This is a genomic window from Monashia sp. HAY1-11D, assembly GCF_056868035.1.
Genome location: NZ_CP200320.1, coordinates 4,064,774 through 4,084,233, shown reverse-complemented (window position 1 = coordinate 4,084,233; position 19,460 = coordinate 4,064,774). Strand labels below are relative to the sequence as shown.

Here is a 19,460-nt window from a genome sequence, read left to right as displayed (position 1 = left end):
ATGACGGCAACGGTCTTCGTCCTGTCCGGTCCCAACCTCAACCGGCTCGGCACCCGCGAGCCGGAGGTCTACGGCTCCGACACGCTGGACGACGTGCACGCCGCGGTCCAGCGCGAGGCGCGCGACCTCGGTCTCGTCGCCGACTGCCGGCAGACCAACCACGAGGGCGAGCTCATCGACTGGCTGCACGAGGCCGTCGACTCCGGCGCCGACGTCGTGCTCAACCCCGGTGCCTTCACGCACTACTCCTACGCGGTTCGCGACGCGTGCGCCATCGTCACGACGAGCGGACGCAGCCTCGTCGAGGTGCACCTGTCCAACCCCGCCGCGCGCGAGGAGTTCCGGCACACCTCGGTCGTCGCCGGCGTCGCCACCGGCACCGTGGCCGGCTTCGGCCTGCAGAGCTACCTGCTGGCGCTGCGCGCGCTGGTCTGAGCGAGCGCGTCGAGGTCCCGCACCGGACAGGTCGGTGTCGACGAACCGGGCTGCGGCCGAGGTCTGGTGCCGCTCCGAGGGGAGGCGCCCCCGCTCGCTACGTCAGTGCTCAGTCAGGGTGAGCAGTGACGTAGGGCCGAGCGACTGAGGGGTCCGGCAGAGGCCGGTCGACGAGCGAGGTCGGGGACAGGAACCCCTGAAGCAGCGGGTCGCCGAGGACGTCGGGCGACCGGCGGGCGACACCGGCCAGCAGGTCGGCGACCTGCACGCGGGGGTCGTCGCGGGAGTCGACGGTGACGAGTCCGGCCAGGGCGGAAGGGGATCCGTCGGCCGCGCCGGCGAGCACCTCCTGCAGACGGCGCAACCGGTCGGCCGTCAGGGCGCTCTGCTCGTCGTGGACGACCAGCACGCGACGTCGTCCGTCGCTCCAGAACAGCACCGTCTCGGCGAGCGCGGGCAGGAGCGGCTCGAGCGGCGGCGGCACCGACCGGTCGCCGTCGGCCAACCGGGTCGTCACCTCGATGACGCGCTCGCGCTCGACCGCCGCGAGGACGCCCATCGCCTCCGTCCGCCCCCGCTCGGCCTCGTCGCCGGTTGCGCTGAGCGCCCTGAGAAGCGCTTCGCGTGACACCAGGAAGGCGTCGAGGGAGGCCGCGTCCGGCGCGTGACGGGCCTTGGTCCGCACGACGTCGGAGAGGGCGCGGAGGAAGGCGGACCACTGTGCCCGGTGCGCCCGTCCGGCGCGGTAGAGCGCCAGCGACGCCCCCGGGTCGACCGCCGCCAGGCGGGTGCCCGCAGCGTACGACGGCTCGACGAGGAACAGGTCGACGACGCGGCTGACGAGGAACAGCTCCTTGTCGACGACGTGGACGTGGGCGTGACCACGGAGCCGCTCGAGGAGCCACTCGAGGGCGGCCCGGGCGTCGGGCCCCCGGAGCAGCGGTCCGGACTTGACCTCGTCGAGCGACCACCTGACCCCCGCGTGCAGGGTGCGGACGACGTCGGCGGCCTCCGCGACGGGCAGGTCGACGCTGGCGTGGACGAACAGCGGCGTCGCGGCGTCGAGCAGGTTGGTGCCGGAGAAGCCGGACTCGTCGCAGGCGATCTCGACGACGTCGTCGCCCACCTCCCCGGTCGGGGGCAGGCCACCCTGGGGCGGCAGCCGCCGCTCGCTCACCACGCCCCCATGCTCGCCCGCAGGCGGCGGGAGCGCCATCGAATTGCCGTGCTCAGCCGGCCAGGGCGTCGGGGAGCGGCTCGGCGTGCACGACGGTGAGCGCCGAGACGGCGCGCGTCAGCACGACGTAGAGGCGCCGCAGCCCGGTCCGTCCGTCAGGCTCCGCGGCGGCGATGGCCGCCGGCTCGACGACCACCGTGCGGTCGAACTCGAGTCCCTTGGCGACGCCCGCCGGCACGACCTCGACCTGGTGGTCCTCGTCGTCGCCGTGGTCCCGGTCGAGCCGGCCGTGCGGGATGCCCGCGGAGGTGAGCCCGGCGGCGACGTCGGCGACCATGGCGTCGGGCGCGATGACGCCGACGGAGCCGGGCTCGGCGCTCGCCTCTCGCACGACCCGGGCCACGGCCGCCATGAGCTCGCCGGCCACGGGCACGACGTCGAGGCGCCCGGGGTTGGACCGCACGGACACCGGCGCACCGAGACCGGGCGCCATGGCGGGCAGCAGCCGGGCCGCGTAGTCGATGACCTGTGCCGGCACGCGGAACCCGCGGTCGAGCACGACGAGGTCGTGGGACTCCTTGCCGAGGTGGCGCATCGCGTCGGCCCACGACGAGGTGGCCCACGGCGTGGTTCCCTGGGCGATGTCGCCGAGCACCGTCGCCGACCCGGTGGAGCAGCGCCGACCGACGGCGCGAAGCTGCATGGGGGACAGGTCCTGCGCCTCGTCGAGGACGACGTGCCCGAGGCTGGGCACTCGGTTCAGCAGGTCGCCGATCTCGTCGAGCAGGGCCATGTCCGCCCGGCTCCACCGCGCTGCGCCCTTCGTGCGGGCCGGCTTGTCCCACAGGAGCATCCGCTGCTCCTCGGCAGTGAGATCGTCCTCCGCAGCGGCAGCCAGTGCCTCCGCGTCGGACCAGAGCCGGTGCAGCACCGTCTGCGGGTCGAGGGCGGGCCACACCGACGCGACGTACTTCTTCATGGCGGGCGACTTCGCGACGGACTCCTGCACGCGGTCGTCGGGGGCGTCGCCGTCGCGCTCCATCCCGAGCAGGACGTGGTGCGCGAGGCGCATCGGCAGCAGGTCGCGGGCCGCGGTGTACCGGACGCCGCGAGCGGCCAGCTCGTCGAGGATCTCCTGGACCTCGTACGCCGGCACGCGCCACTTGCGGACGCCGCGAGGCACGACGAGCGCCTCGGTGGCCCGCGCGACGGTCGACCACACGGCCCGGCGCAGCACCGCCGCCAGGCGCGCGTCACCCTTGAGCGTCGCGACCGCCGCGGGCTCGTCGACACGGACCCGGCCGTGCTCGAGGAGGCTGTCGATGGTCGCGTGGCCGACGCGGACCTCACCGAGCGAGGGGAGGACCGCGCCGATGTGGTCCAGGAACGCGCGGTTGGGTCCGACGACGAGCACCCCGGATCGGTCGAGGCGCTCACGGAAGGAGTAGAGCAGCCACGCGGCGCGATGCAGCCCGACCGCGGTCTTGCCGGTGCCCGGGGCACCCTGCACACAGATCGTCGTCCCGACGTCGCTGCGCACGATCTCGTCCTGCTCCGGCTGGATCGTCGAGACGATGTCGCGCATCGGCCCGGTGCGGGGACGCTCGATCTCGGCCGCCAGCAGCGAGCCACCGGACGCGTCGTCATGGACCGCAGGCAGCCCGAGGTGCTCGTCCTCGATCGCCGTGAGCCGGCCGTGGTCGACGCCGAACCGGCGACGCAGCACGACGTCCATCGGCTCCAGGTGCGAGGCGCGGTAGAACGCCGTCGACACCGGCGCCCGCCAGTCCACGACGACCGGGTCGCCGGACTCGTCGCTGACGTGCCGGCGCCCGACGTGGAACGACTCGGCCGGGGCATCCGCCGGCTCGAGGTCGATGCGGCCGAAGAAGAGCGTCGTGCGCGGGTCGTCCTGCAGCGAGGCGATGCGTCGGGCGAGGACGCGGGAGAGCACCTCGCCGCTGACGGCGTCGCTGGCCCGCGACGCGTCGAGCGCCTCGGCGGCCTCACGCATCCGGCCCAGCTCGGCCCGCGCACGGTCGAGGAAGGCCTGCTCTCGTGCGAGCTCGTCGCTCAGGGTGTTGGTGGGCGCGGGCACGGCGAAGCCGCCTCTCTCGGGCCGGGACACGTCTGGGGGACCGGCGAGCCTACACCTGCCCCGGCCCGCGCGGCACCGGCGATTCCGCGATCGGCGCGGGCCACGGCTAGACTTGCGCGGCACCTTCCACGACATCTAAGCGACCGGGTCCCGGCGCGCCCGCGGGGCGCCCACCGGCCGGCACACGAAAGCGGTTTCCAGCAGATGGCATCTACGAACGACCTGAAGAACGGCCTGGTGCTCAACCTCGAGGGGCAGCTCTGGTCCGTCGTCGAGTTCCAGCACGTCAAGCCGGGCAAGGGCCCCGCCTTCGTGCGCACCAAGCTCAAGAACGTCCTGTCGGGCAAGGTCGTCGACAAGACCTTCAACGCGGGTGTCAAGGTCGAGACGAGCAACGTCGACAAGCGGACGATGCAGTACCTGTACAAGGACGGCTCGGACTTCGTCTTCATGGACACCGACACCTACGACCAGCTCAACGTGTCGGAGACCACCGTCGGTGACGCCGCGAACTACCTCCTCGAGAACCAGAACGCCATCGTCGCCACGCACGAGGGCGCGCCGCTCTACGTCGAGCTGCCGGCGTCCGTCGTCCTCGAGATCACCCACACCGAGCCGGGCCTGCAGGGCGACCGCTCGACGGGTGGCACCAAGCCGGCCACGCTCGAGACCGGTGCGCAGATCAACGTGCCGCTCTTCCTCGAGACCGGCACGAAGGTCAAGGTCGACACCCGCGACGGGTCGTACCTCGGCCGCGTCAACGACTGATCGGACGCGGACCCACGTGGCTGCACGCACCAAGGCCCGGGCCCGGGCCCTCGACATCCTCTTCGAGGCCGACCAGCGCGGCGTCAACGCGGTGACCCTCCTCGAGGAGCGCCTCGCCGACCGCGATTCGCGGGCGGGCAACAACCCGTACACGGCCGACATCGTCCGCGGTGTCGTCGGGCACTGGAACGACATCAACGCGGCGCTCACCGACTACAGCCAGGGATGGACGATCGAGCGGATGCCGGCGGTCGACCGGGCGCTGCTGCGTCTGGGTGCGTGGGAGGTGCTCTGGAACGAGGAGATCCCCGACGGTGTCGCGATCTCCGAGGCGGTCGCGCTCGCCACTGAGCTGTCGACCGACGAGTCGCCGAGCTTCGTCAACGGCCTGCTCAGCCGTCTCGCCGAGGTCAAGGCCACGATCGTCTGACCCGGACGCCGCCGCGGGCCCCTAGGCCTCGCGGGTCGCGGCGGCGATGGCGAGCAGCTCGGCGGCGGCATCGCTCGGGCGCTGGCTCTGGTTCCACACCGCACGGATCGAGCGCGGCATCGTCAGGTCGACGACGGGCACGGCGACGAGACGCCCGGACCGCAGGTCGCCGCGGACCGCGAGCGCGGACAGGACGGCCGGGGTCCCGGTGGTGACGACGGCGTCGCGCACCGCCCCGGTCGAGGACAGCTCGAGCGCCGGCGCGACGTGGCCGGGGACGGCCCGCTCGTACGTGCGACGGGTTCCTGAGCCGGCCTCGCGCACGACGAGCGGCGTCGCGGCGAGCTCGCCGGCGGTGATGCCGCGTCGCCGCCTGGCCCACGGGTGGTCGCGCGGCACGACGACGACGAGGGCGTCGGAGGCGACGGTGCGCCGCGCCAGCCCGCGTGGCACGGTCGGGCCCTCGACGAACCCGAGGTCCACCTCGCCGGCCGTCACCGCTGCGACGACGTGCTCGGAGTTGGCCGGGACCACCTGCACCCGCACGCCGCCCGTGGAGGCGCGCAGGGCGCTGGCCCACCCGGGCAGGAGGCACTCGGACACGGTGTTGCTCGCCGCGACCCGCACGACGCTCTCGCCTGCGGTGCGCAGGCCCGTGACGCCGTGCTCCAGCGCGCGTGCGGCGTCGACGACGTCGCCGGCCCACGTGACGACGAGCTGCCCCGCGGCCGTGAGCTCGACGCCTCGGGAGGTGCGGGTGAAGACCGCGACACCGAGCACCCGTTCGGCCGCGCGGACCCGTGCGCTCATCGCCTGCTGGGTGACGCCGAGCTCAGCGGCGGCCGCGGAGATGCTGCCGCACCGCGCCACCGCGAGCAGGGCGAGCAGCGAGCCGGTCTCGGGCACGTGCCGCAGGTCGGAGGACATCCCGCCATCGTACCCGTCCACAAGTCCGACCTTGTGGGCTCACGCATCGGTGGCGCTTCCGAGCGGACGGTGCGGGCAGCGAGGGTGGACCCGTGCCGACCGCCCTCGCCGACCCTGCCGTCCATAGAACCGCGCGACCCGGTGCCGCGACCAAACCGCCGGCTGCCGGCGGGCCTCCCACGGCTGCGGTGGGGCTCCCACCCGCCGGGCCGGCCTGGTTCCCCGCGGTCATGGGGACCGGGATCCTCGCCACGCTCCTTGCCGCGTATGCCGACGGACCGGGCCCCGGCGACCGGCTGCACGACGCCGCGAGGGCCCTGATGGTCCTCGCGTGGCTGCTGCTCGTCACCGTGGGCGGCGGGTTCCTCGTTCGCGTGATCCGGCGGCCGGAGCGCCTGCGCGCGTCGCTCGCGACACCGACCGACCGCGCCCTCTGGGGAACCGTGGCCATGGGCGTCCTGGCCGTCGGCTCGGCGACGGTCACCGTGGCGCCGGGACGGACGTCCGCCCTGCTCGGCGCCGGCCTGTGGGTGGTGGGCACCGTCCTCGGCCTGGCCACGGCGCTCGGGTTCACCGCGACCCTGGTGCGAGGCGAGGCCGGCGAGCCGACACTCCTGTGGGGCCTTCCGGTCGTGCCTCCGATGGTCTCGGCGACCGCCGGGGCCGCCCTCGTGCCGCACGTGTCCACGGTTCCCGGTGCCGGGCTCGCCCTGCTCGGCGTGGCCACGGCCTGCTTCCCCGTCGCGCTCGCGCTCGGGGTCGTCGTCTTCACGCTCGGCTACGCCCACCACTGGCGCGTGGCGCCGGTTCCCCTGGCAGCGTCGGCCACGTCGTGGATCCCGCTCGGCATCGTCGGGCAGTCGGTGGGGGCGGCCCAGGCGCTCGTCGCTGCGGCGGGCCCGTGGCTCACGCCGGTGGCCGCGGCCGACCTGCGCTCGCTCGCCGTCGGCTACGGCGTCGTGGTCCTCGCGGCGGGTGTGCCGCTCGCCGGGTGGGCGGTGGCCGTCACCGCCCGCGGCTTCGCGGGCCGGATGCCGTTCTCGCCGGGCTGGTGGGCCCTGACGTTCCCCATCGGGACGGTGTCCCTCGGGCTGCACCATCTCGCCGGGTCGAGCCACCGGACCGGGTTCGCCGTCGCCGGTACGGTCGTCCTCGCCGTCCTCTGCGGCACGTGGAGCCTCTGCGCCCTCGCCTCGGCCCGGGCCGTTCTCACGGAGTGGCGGGGTGTCGGGACCGGTCGCGCGGGACGCTAGACTCGCTGCCCGAAGACATCCTTTAACCACCGTCCCGTGAGGCGGGGAAGGAGGTCCAGCGGCTGTGACCTGCCCTGACCTGAGTGCGCCTGCAACCAGTCCGAGCACCCCTCCTGACGCGAGAGACGTCATGAGCGAGGGCGACATCTCCCGGGCGCTGCGGCGCATCGGCCACGAGATCCTCGAGCGCAACCGCGGCGCGGACAGCCTCGTCCTGCTCGGGATCCCTTCTCGCGGAGTGCCGCTCGCGCGGCGTCTCGCCGCCTGCATCGCGGACGTCGAGGGCGCCCCGGTCCCGGTCGGGGAGCTCGACATCACGCTCCACCGCGACGACCTCCGTCGCAACCCGGTCCGCACGGCGCACCGCTCCCGCATCCCCGACGGCGGCATCGACGACCGCGTCGTCGTCCTCGTCGACGACGTCCTCTACTCCGGTCGCACCATCCGCGCGGCCCTCGACGCCCTGAGCGAGCTCGGCCGGCCCCGCGCGGTGCGCCTGGCGGTCCTCGTCGACCGCGGCCACCGCGAGCTGCCGATCCGGGCCGACCACGTCGGCAAGAACCTGCCGACCTCGCGTGACGAGCGCGTCCACGTACGCGTCGCCGAGCTCGACGGCGTCGACACCGTCAAGATCAGCGGGGGAGAGGCCCGATGACCCGCCACCTCATCTCCTCGGCCGACCTGACCCGTCGGGAGGTCGAGGACATCCTCGAGACCGCCGCGTCGATGCACGACCTGCAGCGTCGCGAGGTCAAGAAGGTGCCGACGCTGCGCGGCCGCACCGTCATCAACTTCTTCTTCGAGGACTCGACGCGCACCCGCAGCTCGTTCGAGATCGCGGGCAAGTGGATGTCGGCCGACACGATCAACCTGTCGGCGAAGGGCTCCTCGACGTCCAAGGGCGAGAGCCTGCGCGACACGGCGATGACCGTCGACGCCATGGCCGTCGACGCGCTCGTCATCCGCCACAACGCCTCGGGCGCGTGCCACCAGGTGGCCCAGTGGGTGCGGTGCAGCGTCATCAACGCCGGCGACGGCACCCACGAGCACCCGACGCAGGCCCTCCTCGACGCGTACACGCTGCGCCACCGGATGGGCGAGCTCGACGGCAGGCACGTCGCGATCGTCGGTGACCTGACGCACTCGCGGGTCTTCCGCAGCAACGTCATCACGCTCAAGACCCTCGGGGCCAAGGTCACCGTCGTCGCGCCGCCGACGCTCATGCCGAGCGGCATCGGGGCCTGGAGCGCTGCGGACGGGTTCGCCACGAGCTGGGACCTCGACGAGGTCCTCGAGGGCCGGGGCGAGCACGGCACGGTCGACGCCGTCATGATGCTCCGGGTCCAGCGCGAGCGGATGAGCGGCGGGTTCTTCCCGACGCCGCGCGAGTACACGGTCGGCTACGGCCTGACCCGCGACCGCCTCGACACGCTCGTGACCCGCAACCCGGATGTGCTCGTCCTGCACCCCGGACCGATGAACCGCGGCCTCGAGATCGCCCCCGAGGCCGCCGACGCGCCCCAGTCGGTCGTCCTCGACCAGGTCTCGGCCGGCGTCGCGGTCCGGATGGCCGTCCTCTACCACCTCCTCGCGGGCGAGGACACCGCGACGTCCCCGCCCGACGCCCTCGCCGCCACCCACCCCGCCGCCTCAGGAGCCGTCCGATGACCCGCCTCGTGATCCGTGGTGCCCGCCTCCTCGGCGCCGAGGCGGCCGACGTGCTCGTCGTCGACGGCGTCGTCCGCGAGGTCGGCACCGTCGACGCCCCGGCCGGCGCGGAGGTGCTCGACGCCGACGGCCTCGTCGCGCTGCCGGGCCTCGTCGACCTGCACGTCCACCTGCGCGAGCCGGGTCGCGAGGACGCCGAGACCATCGCCACCGGGTCGGCAGCGGCCGCCGCCGGCGGGTACACGGCCGTCTTCGCCATGGCGAACACCAACCCCGTCACCGACACCGCCGAGGCCGCCGAGCGCGTCCTCGACCTCGGCCGGGCCTGCGGCCTCACCGAGGTCGTCCCCGTCGGCGCGGTGACCAAGGGCCTGGCCGGTGCCGAGCTCGCCGAGCTGGGCCTCATGGCGCGCTCGCGGGCGAGGGTGCGCGTCTTCAGCGACGACGGGCACTGCGTCAGCGACGCCCGCGTCATGCGGCGCGCCCTCGAGTACGTCAAGCCGTTCGGTGGTGTCGTCAGCCAGCACGCCCAGGACCCGCGTCTCGCGGGGCCCGACGCCTGCTGCCACGAGGGTGAGGTCTCCGGCCGTCTCGGCCTGCCCGGCTGGCCCGGCATCGCCGAGGAGTCCATCGTGGCCCGCGACGTCATGCTGGCGCGGCACACCGGCTCGCGGGTCCACGTGGCCCACGTGTCGACCGCCGGCACGGTCGAGGTCATCCGCTGGGCCAAGGCGCAGGGCATCGACGTCACCGCTGAGGTGACGCCGCACCACCTGTTCCTCACGACCGACCTGCTCGCCGGCTACGACCCCGTCTTCAAGGTCAACCCGCCGCTGCGCCCCGCCGAGGACGTCGAGGCCCTGCGCGCGGCCGTCGCCGACGGCACCATCGACGCGGTCGCCACCGACCACGCGCCCCACGCCCGCCACGACAAGGAGCACGCCTTCGTCGACGCCGCCTTCGGGATGCTCGGCCTCGAGACGGCCCTGTCGGTCGTCAGCGAGGTCCTCGTGCGCCCGGGGCGGCTCGACTGGGCCGACGTCGCCCGCGTCATGTCGGCCAACCCGGCCCGCATCGGGGGCCTGGCCCACCAGGGGCAGGCCATCGCGGCCGGCGCCCCGGCACACCTGACCCTCGTCGACCCCGACCGCGAGGTCACCGTCGACGCCGCCGCGAGCCGCAGCCGCTCGCGCAACAACCCGTGGCACGGACGAACGTTCCGCGGGGCCGTCGTGACGACGGTCCACGCCGGACGCGTCACCCACGACGTCCGCACCGGCGCGGGCACGCAGCGAGACACGCAACGACAACTGACGAACGCGACTGGAGCCCACCTGTGACGACCTCGACCCCGCTCACCGTGCCGGCCCGGCAGGGACGCACCCGGCGCCTGCGCGAGCCCGCCGTGCTCGTGCTCGAGGACGGCCGCACCTTCCTCGGCGCCTCCTACGGCGCCGTCGGCGAGACGGTCGGCGAGGCGGTCTTCTCCACCGGCATGACCGGCTACCAGGAGACCCTCACCGACCCGAGCTACCACCGCCAGGTCATCGTCATGACGGCGCCGCACGTCGGCAACACCGGCGTCAACACCGAGGACGACGAGAGCACCCGCATCTGGGCCGCCGGCTACGTCGTGCGCGACCCTGCGATCCGCGCGTCGAGCTGGCGCTCGACCCGCGACCTCGAGGACGAGCTGGCCGAGCAGGGTGTCGTCGGCATCTGCGACCTCGACACACGGGCGCTCACCCGTCACCTGCGCGAACGTGGTGCGATGCGCGTCGGCATCTTCAGCGGTGGCGCCGCCGACGCTCCGGAGGCCGACCTGCTCGAGGCGGTCCGCCGCAGCCCCGAGATGTCGGGGGCGGCGCTCGCCGCCGAGGTGACGACGGCCGAGCCGTACGTCGTGCCTGCGGAGGGCGAGAAGCGCTTCACCGTCGCGGCCCTCGACCTCGGCATCAAGGCGATGACGCCCCAGCTCATGGCTCGCCGGGGCATCGAGGTGCACGTCCTGCCGGCGACGGCCACCTTCGCCGAGGTCATGGGCGTCGCCGAGGGCGGGCCCGACGGCGTCTTCTTCTCCAACGGCCCCGGCGACCCGGCGAGCGCCGAGCACGAGGTGACGCTGCTGCGCGAGGTCCTCGGCGCCGGCGTCCCGTTCTTCGGCATCTGCTTCGGCAACCAGCTGTTCGGGCGGGCGCTCGGGTTCGGCACGTACAAGCTGAAGTACGGCCACCGTGGCATCAACCAGCCGGTCATGGACCGCACGACCGGCAAGGTCGAGGTCACCGCGCACAACCACGGGTTCGCCGTCGACGCGCCGACCGACCGTGACAGCGACACCCCGTACGGCCGCGCCCGCGTGTCGCACGTGTGCCTCAACGACGACGTCGTCGAGGGGCTCGAGCTGCTCGACGCCCCGGCCTACTCCGTCCAGTACCACCCCGAGGCCGCCGCCGGTCCCCACGACGCCGCCTACCTCTTCGACCGCTTCGTGGAGCTCATGGAAACGAGACAGCACAGCACCGACAAGACGGGAGACCTGTCCTGATGCCCAGGAACGACAGCATCAAGAGCGTCCTCGTCATCGGGTCCGGGCCGATCGTCATCGGCCAGGCCTGCGAGTTCGACTACTCCGGCACGCAGGCGTGCCGCGTCCTTCGCGAGGAGGGCATCCGCGTCATCCTCGTCAACAGCAACCCGGCGACGATCATGACCGACCCGGAGTTCGCCGACGCCACGTACGTCGAGCCGATCACGCCCGAGGTCGTCGAGGCGATCATCGCCAAGGAGCGACCCGACGCGGTGCTCGCGACGCTCGGCGGCCAGACGGCGCTCAACTGTGCGATCGCGTTGCACGACAACGGGGTCCTCGAGAAGTACGGCTGCCCGCTCATCGGCGCCAACGTCGAGGCCATCCAGCTCGGCGAGGACCGCGAGGCCTTCAAGGGCGTCGTCGAGCGCTGCGGCGCCGAGTCGGCCCGCTCGGTCATCTGCCACTCCATGGAGGAGTGCCTCGCCGCCGCCGAGGAGCTGAGCTACCCCGTCGTCGTGCGGCCCTCCTTCACGATGGGCGGCCTGGGGTCCGGCTTCGCCTACGACGAGGCCGACCTGCGCCGGATCGCCGGCGCCGGCCTGCAGTACAGCCCGACGACCGAGGTGCTCCTCGAGGAGTCGATCCTCGGCTGGAAGGAGTACGAGCTCGAGGTCATGCGCGACCACGCCGACAACGTCGTCGTCGTCTGCTCGATCGAGAACCTCGACCCGATGGGCGTGCACACCGGCGACTCCATCACCGTCGCCCCGGCCCTGACGCTCACCGACCGCGAGTACCAGCGGCTGCGCGACATCGGCATCGCGGTGATCCGCGAGGTCGGCGTCGACACCGGCGGCTGCAACATCCAGTTCGCGGTCAACCCCGCCGACGGTCGCATCATCGTCATCGAGATGAACCCGCGCGTCTCCCGGTCGAGCGCCCTGGCCTCCAAGGCGACCGGCTTCCCGATCGCCAAGATCGCGGCGAAGATGGCGATCGGCTACACGCTCGACGAGGTGCCCAACGACATCACCCGCGAGACGCCGGCGTCGTTCGAGCCGACGCTGGACTACGTCGTCGTCAAGGTGCCGCGGTTCGCGTTCGAGAAGTTCCCCGCCGCGGACCCGACCCTGACGACGACGATGAAGTCGGTCGGCGAGGCCATGGCCATCGGCCGGAACTTCACCGAGGCGCTGCAGAAGGCGCTGCGCTCGCTGGAGAAGAAGGGCGCCTCCTTCCACTGGGACGGCGAGCTGTCCGAGGCCGCCGCCGAGCGGGCTCTCGAGGAGTCGACGGTCCCGACCGACGGCCGGATCGTCGCGGTACAGCAGGCGCTGCGCGGCGGGATCAGCGTCGAGCGCGTGCACGAGCAGACCGGCATCGACCCGTGGTTCCTCGACCAGATCGAGCTCATCAACGACGTCGCGGCCATGCTCGCCGAGGCCGACGAGCTGACGCCCGACCTGCTCCGGCTCGTCAAGCGCCACGGCTTCAGCGACGCGCAGGTCGCGAGCCTGCGCCGGATGCCGGAGGCCGTCGTGCGCGGCGTCCGCCACGCCCTCGGGGTGCGACCGGTCTACAAGACGGTCGACACGTGCGCCGCCGAGTTCGCCGCCACGACGCCGTACCACTACTCGTCCTACGACGAGGAGACCGAGGTCGAGCCGCGCGAGCGCCCCGCCGTCATCATCCTCGGCTCCGGGCCGAACCGCATCGGCCAGGGTGTCGAGTTCGACTACTCCTGCGTCCACGCGTCGTTCTCCTTGCGCGACAAGGGGTTCGACACGGTCATGGTCAACTGCAACCCCGAGACGGTCTCGACCGACTACGACACGAGCAGCCGGCTGTACTTCGAGCCGCTGACCCTCGAGGACGTCCTCGAGGTCATCCACGCCGAGACGAAGGCCGGACCCGTGGCGGGCGTCATCGTCCAGCTCGGCGGCCAGACGCCGCTCGGCCTGGCCAAGGCGCTCGCTGACGAGGGCGTGCCGATCGTCGGCACCTCGCCCGACGCCATCCACCTCGCCGAGGACCGCGGGGCCTTCGGGCAGGTGCTGGCCAAGGCCGGGCTCATCGCACCGAAGCACGGCACGGCGGTCAGCGCGGACGAGGCCCTCGCGATCGCCCGCGAGATCGGCTACCCGGTGCTCGTGCGCCCCTCGTACGTGCTCGGCGGCCGCGGCATGGTCATCGTCTACGACGACGACTCGCTCGTCACCTACGTCGAGAAGGCCACCGAGGCCAGCCCCGAGCACCCGGTGCTCGTCGACCGGTTCCTCGACGACGCCATCGAGATCGACGTCGACGCGCTCTACGACGGCGAGGACATGTACCTCGGCGGCATCATGGAGCACGTCGAGGAGGCCGGCATCCACTCGGGCGACAGCTCGTGCACCCTGCCGCCCGCGACGCTCGGCGAGGCCGAGCTCGCCCGGGTCCGCGAGGCCACCCTGAAGCTGGCCCAGGGCATCGGCGTCCGTGGCCTCATGAACGTCCAGTTCGCCCTCGCCCAGGACATCCTCTACGTCATCGAGGCCAACCCGCGCGCCTCGCGCACGGTCCCGTTCGTGGCCAAGGCCACGGGCGTCCCGCTGGCCAGCGCCGCGGCCCGGGTCATGCTGGGGGCGAGCGTCGCGGAGCTGCGCGAGGAGGGGCTGCTGCCGCCCGCCGGCGACGGTGGCTCGATGCCGGCCCACGCCCCGGTCTCGTGCAAGGAGGCGGTGCTGCCCTTCAAGCGGTTCCGCACCAAGGAGGGCATCGCCGTCGACTCCCTGCTCGGCCCGGAGATGCGCTCGACCGGTGAGGTCATGGGCATCGACCTCGACTTCGGCTCGGCGTTCTCCAAGGCCCAGCAGGGCAGCGGCTCGGCGCTGCCGCGCTCGGGCGCGATCTTCGTCTCGGTCGCCAACCGCGACAAGCGCGCCATGCTCTTCCCGGTCAAGCGCCTCGTCGACCTCGGCTTCACGATCCTCGCGACCACCGGCACCGCCGCGGTGCTCAAGCGCAACGGCATCGAGGCCACCGTCGTCCGCAAGATCACCGAGCGCGGCGAGGGCGACCCGAACGAGCCCTCGATCGTCGACCTCATCGAGGCCGGCGAGGTGCAGATGGTCGTCAACACCCCCTCCGGCCAGGACGCCCGCGCCGACGGCTACGCCATCCGCGCAGCCACGACGAGCGCGGACAAGCCGATCATCACGACGATCGCGACGCTCGCCGCCGCGGTCCTCGGCATCGAGGCGCAGCTGACCGAGGAGGTGCGGGTCAAGTCGCTGCAGGACCACGCCCGCGACCTGGACCTCTACGGCCGCGGCACGAGGATCTCGGGCGACGTTGCGGCACAGGCCGATCCGCAGGACGCCGTGGCACTCACCACTGCCGACCTGCCGACCACGGTCGGGGCCGACGCGTGAGCGCGGCCACCACCGCGCGCGCCCAGCGCTCCCGCGTCACCCAGGAGGTCGCCGAGGTCATCGCGACCCGGCGCGTCGGTGCCTACCAGCACCTGACGCTCGTCGCCCCCGGCGTCGCCGAGCTGGGCCGGCCCGGGCAGTTCGTCGCGCTGGCCGTCGGCGGGGAGTCCTCGGGGACCCTGCTGCGCCGCTCGTTCTCGATCCACAAGGTCAGCCCCAGCGGCACGTACGGCGGCACGGTGGAGATCGTCGTCTCCGCCGTCGGTGCCGGCACGCGCTGGATCGTCGAGCGCCGGCCGCACGACAACATCGACGTCGTCGGTCCGCTCGGCAAGCCCTTCCCGCTGCCCACCGACCCGGTCGCGTGCGTCCTCGTCGGTGGCGGCTACGGCAGCGCGCCCCTGTTCTGGCTCGCGCACGACCTGCGCGAGCGCGGGTGCCACGTCGAGATGGTGCTCGGTGCGGCCGGTGAGGACCGCCTCTTCGGCGTCGTCGAGGCCCGCCGCTCCTGCGACGGCGTCACCGTGACCACCGACGACGGGTCGGTCGGCCAGCGCGGCTGGGTCAGCGACGTGCTGCCCGAGGTCATCTCGCGCACGGGCGCCGCCGTCGTCTACGCGTGCGGGCCCATGGGCATGCTCCGCTCGGTCACCGACGTCGCCGCGGCGCACGGCGCCGTCGCGCAGGTGGCCGTCGAGGAGGCCATGGCCTGTGGCGTCGGCGTGTGCATGACGTGCGTCATGCCGGTCGTCGGCTCCGACGGCCGCACCCGCATGTCCCGCTCGTGCGTCGAGGGCCCCGTGTTCCGCGGCGACCGCATCCGCTGGGACGCCTTCGAGGGCAACCACGCCCGGGTCCCCGACGACTGCGTCGGCGCCCCCAGGACCGGAGGTCACTGATGGCCGAGTTCACCGTCGAGTCCGCCGCCCACTCCGCCGTCGAGCCCGTCGAGCCCGTCGAGCCCGCCGAGCGGGCGCGGGGGAGCGAGGTGCCGGGCGCCCGGCTCGACCTGTCCGTCGACCTCGCCGGACGCCGGCTGCCCAACCCCCTCATGACCGCCTCCGGCTGCGCGGCCAACGGCCGTGAGCTGCACCGCTTCTTCGACGTCGCCGACCTCGGCGCGTTCGTCACGAAGTCGGTCATGGCCGAGCCACGCTCGGGTCGCGGCACCCCCCGCATGGCCGAGACGCCCTCCGGGATGCTCAACTCGATCGGGCTGCAGGGCCCCGGCATCGAGGCCTTCGTCGACGAGGACCTGCCGTGGCTGGCCTCGGTCGGGGCGCGCGTCCTGCCCTCGATCGCCGGCGGCTCGAGCTCCGAGTACGCCGACGTCGCGGCCACGCTGCGCGCCAGCCGGGCCTTCGAGGCGGTCGTCGGCGTCGAGGTCAACATCTCCTGCCCCAACGTCGCCAACCGCGGGCTGGTCTTCGCGTGCGACCCGCTGGCGTCGGCCAAGGTCATCGCCCTGGTGCGCGAGCAGCTGCCGCGCGACGTCCCGGTGTTCGCCAAGCTGAGCCCCGACGTCACCGACATCGCCGCCATCGCCGCCGCCTGCGTCAAGGCCGGTGCCGACGGCCTGACGATGATCAACACGCTGCTCGGGATGGCCATCGACACCGACCGGATGCGCCCGCACCTCGGCGGCGTCACCGGCGGACTGTCCGGGCCCGGCATCCGCCCGGTCGCGGTCCGCGCCGTCTGGCAGGTGCGCCAGGCCATGCTCGAGGGACGGATGCGCACCGTGCCGATCATCGGCGTCGGTGGCGTGCGCACCGGCCGCGACGCCCTCGAGCTCGTCGCCGCGGGCGCGAGCGCCGTCCAGGTGGGCACCGTGACGTTCAACGACCCGAAGGCCCCGATGCGCGTGCTCCACGAGCTGGCCGACCTGCTCGCCGGTCTCGGCTACGACCGCTTCGAGGACGCCGTCGGCGCCGCGCACGGCCGCTGAGGACCGCCCGTGGCGGCACCCGCCCAGAACCCCCCGACGAACGGAGACCGACGATGACGACCGGCTTCGGCGCGCGCCTGCGTGCCGCCATGGACGAGCGCGGGCCGCTCTGCGCCGGCATCGACCCGCACCGCTCGCTCGTCGAGGCCTGGGGGTTGACCTACGACGTCGCCGGCCTCGAGCGCTTCGCGCTGACGTGCGTCGAGGCGTTCGCGGGTCGGGTCGCGGCCGTCAAGCCGCAGTCGGCGTTCTTCGAGGTCTTCGGCAGCCGCGGCATCGCGGTCCTCGAGCGCGTCCTCACCGAGCTGCGCGAGGCCGGGACGCTGACGATCCTCGACGCCAAGCGCGGCGACATCGGCTCGACGATGGCCGCCTACGCCGAGGCCTACCTCGGCAAGGACGCCGTCGCCCCGCCGGACGCCCTCACGGTCAGCCCGTACCTCGGGTACGAGTCGCTGCGCCCGGCCATCGACCTCGCCGAGCAGACCGGCCGCGGCCTGTTCGTCCTCGCCCTGACGTCCAACCCGGAGGGCGCGAGCGTCCAGCACGCGGTGCGCGACGACCGCTCCGTCGCGGGGTCCGTCGTGGCCGGCGCCGCCGCGGACAACGCGGCGGCCGCCGCGCGGGGCGAGCTGGGTCACGTCGGCCTCGTCGTCGGCGCCACCGTCGGCTCGGCCGTCGCCGACCTCGGTCTCGACCTCGTGGCCGCTGCGACACCGGTTCTGGCGCCCGGTGTCGGGGCCCAGGGGGGCACCGTCGAGAGCCTGACGCGCACCTTCGGTCCGGCCCGTCGCCAGGTGCTCGCCGCGTCGAGCCGCGAGGTGCTCGGGGCCGGCCCCGAGCCCGGCCGTCTCGCCGCGCGCGCCCGCGAGGTCGCCGCCACGCTCGTGCCCTGACCTCCGGATGCGCGAGGTCGGGACGCCGCCGCGGTGACCGCCTACGGTGGGGGCATGCGCACCGCCCGCTCCGCCACCCCGACCGTCGCCGCGGCGACAGCCGTGCTCGCGGTCCTCGTGCTCAGCGGGTGCGGCGGCTCGGACACGACGGCGTACTGCGACGCGCTGCGGGCCGCACGGTCCCAGTGGGCGTCCGCGGGCGCGTCTCTCGCCGACCGGGCGGCGGCGACCCGCTTCGTCGCGAGCGTGCGCACCATCGAGGCGGCCGCCCCCGACGACGTCCGCTCCGAGTGGACGACGCTGCGGGCGTTCTTCGAGAAGTTCGCCGTCGACCACCCCGACCTGGCGGGGCTGACCACGCAGATGGCCTCGTACCAGGCGACGGCCAAGAAGATCGAGACGCACGCCCGCGAGACCTGCGACGTCGACCTGTCGCAGTGATCGCGCGCAGTCCCGCCGGTGACCCGTGGGCGACCCGCCGGCGACCCGCCGTCCGCCGGGGGCCGCGTTGCGGGCCGCACGGGCGGCTCGCTAGGTTCGGGCGGAAAGACACGAGGACACGGGGGGCGCAGGACGCGTCACCCCGCTGCAGGCAGGAGACCGGACACCGTGGCGCTTCCACCGCTCACCCCCGAGCAACGGGCTGCGGCCCTCGAGAAGGCCGCGGCCGCGCGACGGGAACGGGCCGCGGTCAAGAACCGGCTCAAGTACTCGAGCGGCTCGCTCTCCGAGGTGCTCGAGGACGGCCGGACGGACGCGGTCATCGGCAAGATGAAGGTGACCGAGCTGCTGGAGTCGATGCCGGGCGTCGGCCGCGTCCGGGCCCGGGCGATCATGGCCGAGGTCGGCATCGCCGAGTCGCGGCGCGTCCGGGGCCTCGGCGCCAACCAGGTGGCCGCGCTGCTCAAGCGCTTCGAGAAGCCGTGATGGACGGGGACAGCGCCCCCACCGCCGCCCGCACCGCCGACACTCCTGACACGAGCGACACCACCGACTCCACCGACAGCACCGCGGCTGCCCGGCGCGGCCGGCTGACCGTCCTGGCCGGGCCCACCGCGGTGGGCAAGGGCACCGTCGCCTCGTACGTGCGCACCCACTTCCCGGGAGTGTGGTTCTCGGTCTCGATGACGACCCGGAAGCCGCGCCCCGGCGAGGTCGACGGCGTGCACTACCACTTCGTCGACGACACCGAGTTCGACCGGCTCGTCGCGGCCGGCGAGTTCCTCGAGTACGCGGTCGTGCACGGAGCCGCCAAGTACGGCACGCCTCGCGGTCCCGTCGAGCGCGCCATCCGGGAGGGCCGCGACGCGCTCCTCGAGATCGACCTGCAGGGCGCGCGCCAGGTGCGCGACAGCTGGCCGGCGGCGCTCTTCGTCTTCCTCTCCCCGCCGAGTTGGGAGGAGCTGGTCCGCCGGCTCGTCGGACGCGGCACCGAGAGCGAGGCCGAGCGGGACCGCCGGCTCACCACCGCGCGGGCCGAGCTGGCCGCCCAGTCGGAGTTCGACGAGGTCATCGTCAACGACGACGTTCGGCGCGCGAGCGAGGAACTCGTATCATTGATGAGATCGGGGCCCGCCGAACGGTGAGCCCCGACCCTCGCGTGCCCCGCCAGGCAGGCACGCGCCGATCCCCGAACGAAACGAGATCACCGTGTCCGGTACCCAGGCTGCTCCCATCGGCATCACCAACCCGCCGATCGACGACCTGCTGACCGCCGCCGACTCCAAGTACGCGCTCGTCATCTACTCGGCCAAGCGCGCCCGTCAGATCAACGCGTACTACTCGCAGCTGCAGGAGGGCCTGCTCGACTACGTCGGCCCGCTCGTCGAGACCGAGGTCCACGAGAAGCCGCTGTCGATCGCGCTGCGCGAGATCAACGAGGGCCTGCTCACGTCCGAGCCCACCGAGGGCTGA

Annotated in this window: 19 protein-coding genes; 16 read left to right on the top strand and 3 right to left on the bottom strand. The window is 73.4% G+C overall.

The features are described 5' to 3' along the window. Positions 1 to 435, top strand: coding sequence for a type II 3-dehydroquinate dehydratase (gene aroQ / locus AC1VM9_RS18940; RefSeq protein WP_481339917.1), 435 nt, complete (start codon positions 1 to 3; stop codon positions 433 to 435). A gap of 109 nt (positions 436 to 544) precedes the next feature. Here aroQ and AC1VM9_RS18935 read toward each other — a convergent pair whose 3' ends face one another. Both AC1VM9_RS18935 and AC1VM9_RS18930 read right to left on the bottom strand, forming a co-directional pair. Continuing rightward, positions 545 to 1,615: a DUF3800 domain-containing protein gene (locus AC1VM9_RS18935; protein ID WP_481344462.1), complete on the bottom strand. Its 1,071-nt coding sequence runs from the start codon at positions 1,613 to 1,615 to the stop codon at positions 545 to 547. Positions 1,616 to 1,664: 49 nt separating this feature from the next. Further along, a complete protein-coding gene (locus AC1VM9_RS18930) occupies positions 1,665 to 3,710 on the bottom strand; it encodes a HelD family protein (protein ID WP_481344463.1) in 2,046 nt (681 codons plus the stop codon). A 204-nt stretch (positions 3,711 to 3,914) separates the two neighbouring features. On the opposite strand from AC1VM9_RS18930, the gene efp reads away from it, so the two are divergent. Together efp and nusB are read left to right on the top strand one after the other, a co-directional pair. Then, the gene (gene efp / locus AC1VM9_RS18925; protein ID WP_323101757.1) at positions 3,915 to 4,478 is read left to right on the top strand and encodes an elongation factor P; all 564 of its coding nucleotides are present in this window, start codon (positions 3,915 to 3,917) and stop codon (positions 4,476 to 4,478) included. A 16-nt stretch (positions 4,479 to 4,494) separates the two neighbouring features. Next, positions 4,495 to 4,908 (top strand): transcription antitermination factor NusB, encoded by a 414-nt coding sequence (gene nusB / locus AC1VM9_RS18920; RefSeq protein WP_481344464.1) that lies wholly within the window; start codon positions 4,495 to 4,497, stop codon positions 4,906 to 4,908. A 21-nt stretch (positions 4,909 to 4,929) separates the two neighbouring features. On the opposite strand, the gene AC1VM9_RS18915 is transcribed toward nusB, so the two are convergent. Continuing rightward, positions 4,930 to 5,835, bottom strand: a complete 906-nt coding sequence (locus tag AC1VM9_RS18915) for a LysR family transcriptional regulator (RefSeq protein WP_481339929.1) — start codon at positions 5,833 to 5,835, stop codon at positions 4,930 to 4,932. A 92-nt stretch (positions 5,836 to 5,927) separates the two neighbouring features. On the opposite strand from AC1VM9_RS18915, the gene AC1VM9_RS18910 reads away from it, so the two are divergent. From AC1VM9_RS18910 to rpoZ, 13 genes are all read left to right on the top strand, one after another. After that, positions 5,928 to 7,088 carry a TDT family transporter gene (locus AC1VM9_RS18910; protein ID WP_481344465.1) on the top strand — a complete coding sequence of 387 codons (1,161 nt, stop codon included), beginning with the start codon at positions 5,928 to 5,930 and terminating at the stop codon, positions 7,086 to 7,088. A gap of 79 nt (positions 7,089 to 7,167) precedes the next feature. Beyond that, the gene (pyrR, locus tag AC1VM9_RS18905; RefSeq protein ID WP_481344500.1) at positions 7,168 to 7,743 is read left to right on the top strand and encodes a bifunctional pyr operon transcriptional regulator/uracil phosphoribosyltransferase PyrR; all 576 of its coding nucleotides are present in this window, start codon (positions 7,168 to 7,170) and stop codon (positions 7,741 to 7,743) included. Further along, positions 7,740 to 8,756 carry an aspartate carbamoyltransferase catalytic subunit gene (locus tag AC1VM9_RS18900; protein ID WP_481344466.1) on the top strand — a complete coding sequence of 339 codons (1,017 nt, stop codon included), beginning with the start codon at positions 7,740 to 7,742 and terminating at the stop codon, positions 8,754 to 8,756. Before pyrR ends, AC1VM9_RS18900 begins: the two co-directional genes overlap by 4 nt. Then, on the top strand, positions 8,753 to 10,096 hold the full coding sequence (locus tag AC1VM9_RS18895) for a dihydroorotase (RefSeq protein ID WP_481344467.1): 1,344 nt from the start codon (positions 8,753 to 8,755) through the stop codon (positions 10,094 to 10,096). The genes AC1VM9_RS18900 and AC1VM9_RS18895 overlap by 4 nt, the downstream gene beginning before the upstream one ends. Before the next feature lie 20 nt (positions 10,097 to 10,116). Further along, positions 10,117 to 11,304 carry a glutamine-hydrolyzing carbamoyl-phosphate synthase small subunit gene (gene carA / locus AC1VM9_RS18890; protein ID WP_481344501.1) on the top strand — a complete coding sequence of 396 codons (1,188 nt, stop codon included), beginning with the start codon at positions 10,117 to 10,119 and terminating at the stop codon, positions 11,302 to 11,304. Beyond that, positions 11,304 to 14,702 (top strand): carbamoyl-phosphate synthase large subunit, encoded by a 3,399-nt coding sequence (gene carB, locus AC1VM9_RS18885; protein ID WP_481344468.1) that lies wholly within the window; start codon positions 11,304 to 11,306, stop codon positions 14,700 to 14,702. Before carA ends, carB begins: the two co-directional genes overlap by 1 nt. Then, entirely contained in the window at positions 14,699 to 15,601 is a 903-nt protein-coding gene (locus AC1VM9_RS18880; protein WP_481344469.1) for a dihydroorotate dehydrogenase electron transfer subunit, read from the top strand. The genes carB and AC1VM9_RS18880 overlap by 4 nt, the downstream gene beginning before the upstream one ends. Positions 15,602 to 15,753: 152 nt before the next feature. Then, entirely contained in the window at positions 15,754 to 16,650 is an 897-nt protein-coding gene (locus tag AC1VM9_RS18875; protein ID WP_481344502.1) for a dihydroorotate dehydrogenase, read from the top strand. 53 nt (positions 16,651 to 16,703) lie between these two features. Then, positions 16,704 to 17,546: an orotidine-5'-phosphate decarboxylase gene (gene pyrF, locus AC1VM9_RS18870; protein ID WP_481344470.1), complete on the top strand. Its 843-nt coding sequence runs from the start codon at positions 16,704 to 16,706 to the stop codon at positions 17,544 to 17,546. A gap of 54 nt (positions 17,547 to 17,600) precedes the next feature. Then, a complete protein-coding gene (locus tag AC1VM9_RS18865) occupies positions 17,601 to 17,987 on the top strand; it encodes a hypothetical protein (RefSeq protein WP_481344471.1) in 387 nt (128 codons plus the stop codon). Between the two features lie 168 nt (positions 17,988 to 18,155). Continuing rightward, the gene (gene mihF / locus AC1VM9_RS18860; protein ID WP_481342575.1) at positions 18,156 to 18,473 is read left to right on the top strand and encodes an integration host factor, actinobacterial type; all 318 of its coding nucleotides are present in this window, start codon (positions 18,156 to 18,158) and stop codon (positions 18,471 to 18,473) included. Beyond that, positions 18,473 to 19,132, top strand: a complete 660-nt coding sequence (gene gmk / locus AC1VM9_RS18855) for a guanylate kinase (RefSeq protein ID WP_481344472.1) — start codon at positions 18,473 to 18,475, stop codon at positions 19,130 to 19,132. Before mihF ends, gmk begins: the two co-directional genes overlap by 1 nt. 64 nt (positions 19,133 to 19,196) lie before the next feature. Further along, positions 19,197 to 19,460, top strand: a complete 264-nt coding sequence (rpoZ, locus tag AC1VM9_RS18850) for a DNA-directed RNA polymerase subunit omega (RefSeq protein WP_323101854.1) — start codon at positions 19,197 to 19,199, stop codon at positions 19,458 to 19,460.

What these genes read in the sequence shown, in the direction of transcription:
- pyrF (WP_481344470.1), top strand. Translation starts at nt 16,704, where the DNA reads ATGACGACCGGCTTCGGCGCGCGCCTGCGTGCCGCCATGGACGAGCGC.
- AC1VM9_RS18915 (WP_481339929.1), bottom strand. Translation starts at nt 5,835, where the DNA reads ATGTCCTCCGACCTGCGGCACGTGCCCGAGACCGGCTCGCTGCTCGCC.
- AC1VM9_RS18895 (WP_481344467.1), top strand. Translation starts at nt 8,753, where the DNA reads ATGACCCGCCTCGTGATCCGTGGTGCCCGCCTCCTCGGCGCCGAGGCG.
- gmk (WP_481344472.1), top strand. Translation starts at nt 18,473, where the DNA reads ATGGACGGGGACAGCGCCCCCACCGCCGCCCGCACCGCCGACACTCCT.
- carB (WP_481344468.1), top strand. Translation starts at nt 11,304, where the DNA reads ATGCCCAGGAACGACAGCATCAAGAGCGTCCTCGTCATCGGGTCCGGG.
- AC1VM9_RS18875 (WP_481344502.1), top strand. Translation starts at nt 15,754, where the DNA reads ATGACCGCCTCCGGCTGCGCGGCCAACGGCCGTGAGCTGCACCGCTTC.
- AC1VM9_RS18900 (WP_481344466.1), top strand. Translation starts at nt 7,740, where the DNA reads ATGACCCGCCACCTCATCTCCTCGGCCGACCTGACCCGTCGGGAGGTC.
- AC1VM9_RS18865 (WP_481344471.1), top strand. Translation starts at nt 17,601, where the DNA reads ATGCGCACCGCCCGCTCCGCCACCCCGACCGTCGCCGCGGCGACAGCC.
- efp (WP_323101757.1), top strand. Translation starts at nt 3,915, where the DNA reads ATGGCATCTACGAACGACCTGAAGAACGGCCTGGTGCTCAACCTCGAG.
- aroQ (WP_481339917.1), top strand. Translation starts at nt 1, where the DNA reads ATGACGGCAACGGTCTTCGTCCTGTCCGGTCCCAACCTCAACCGGCTC.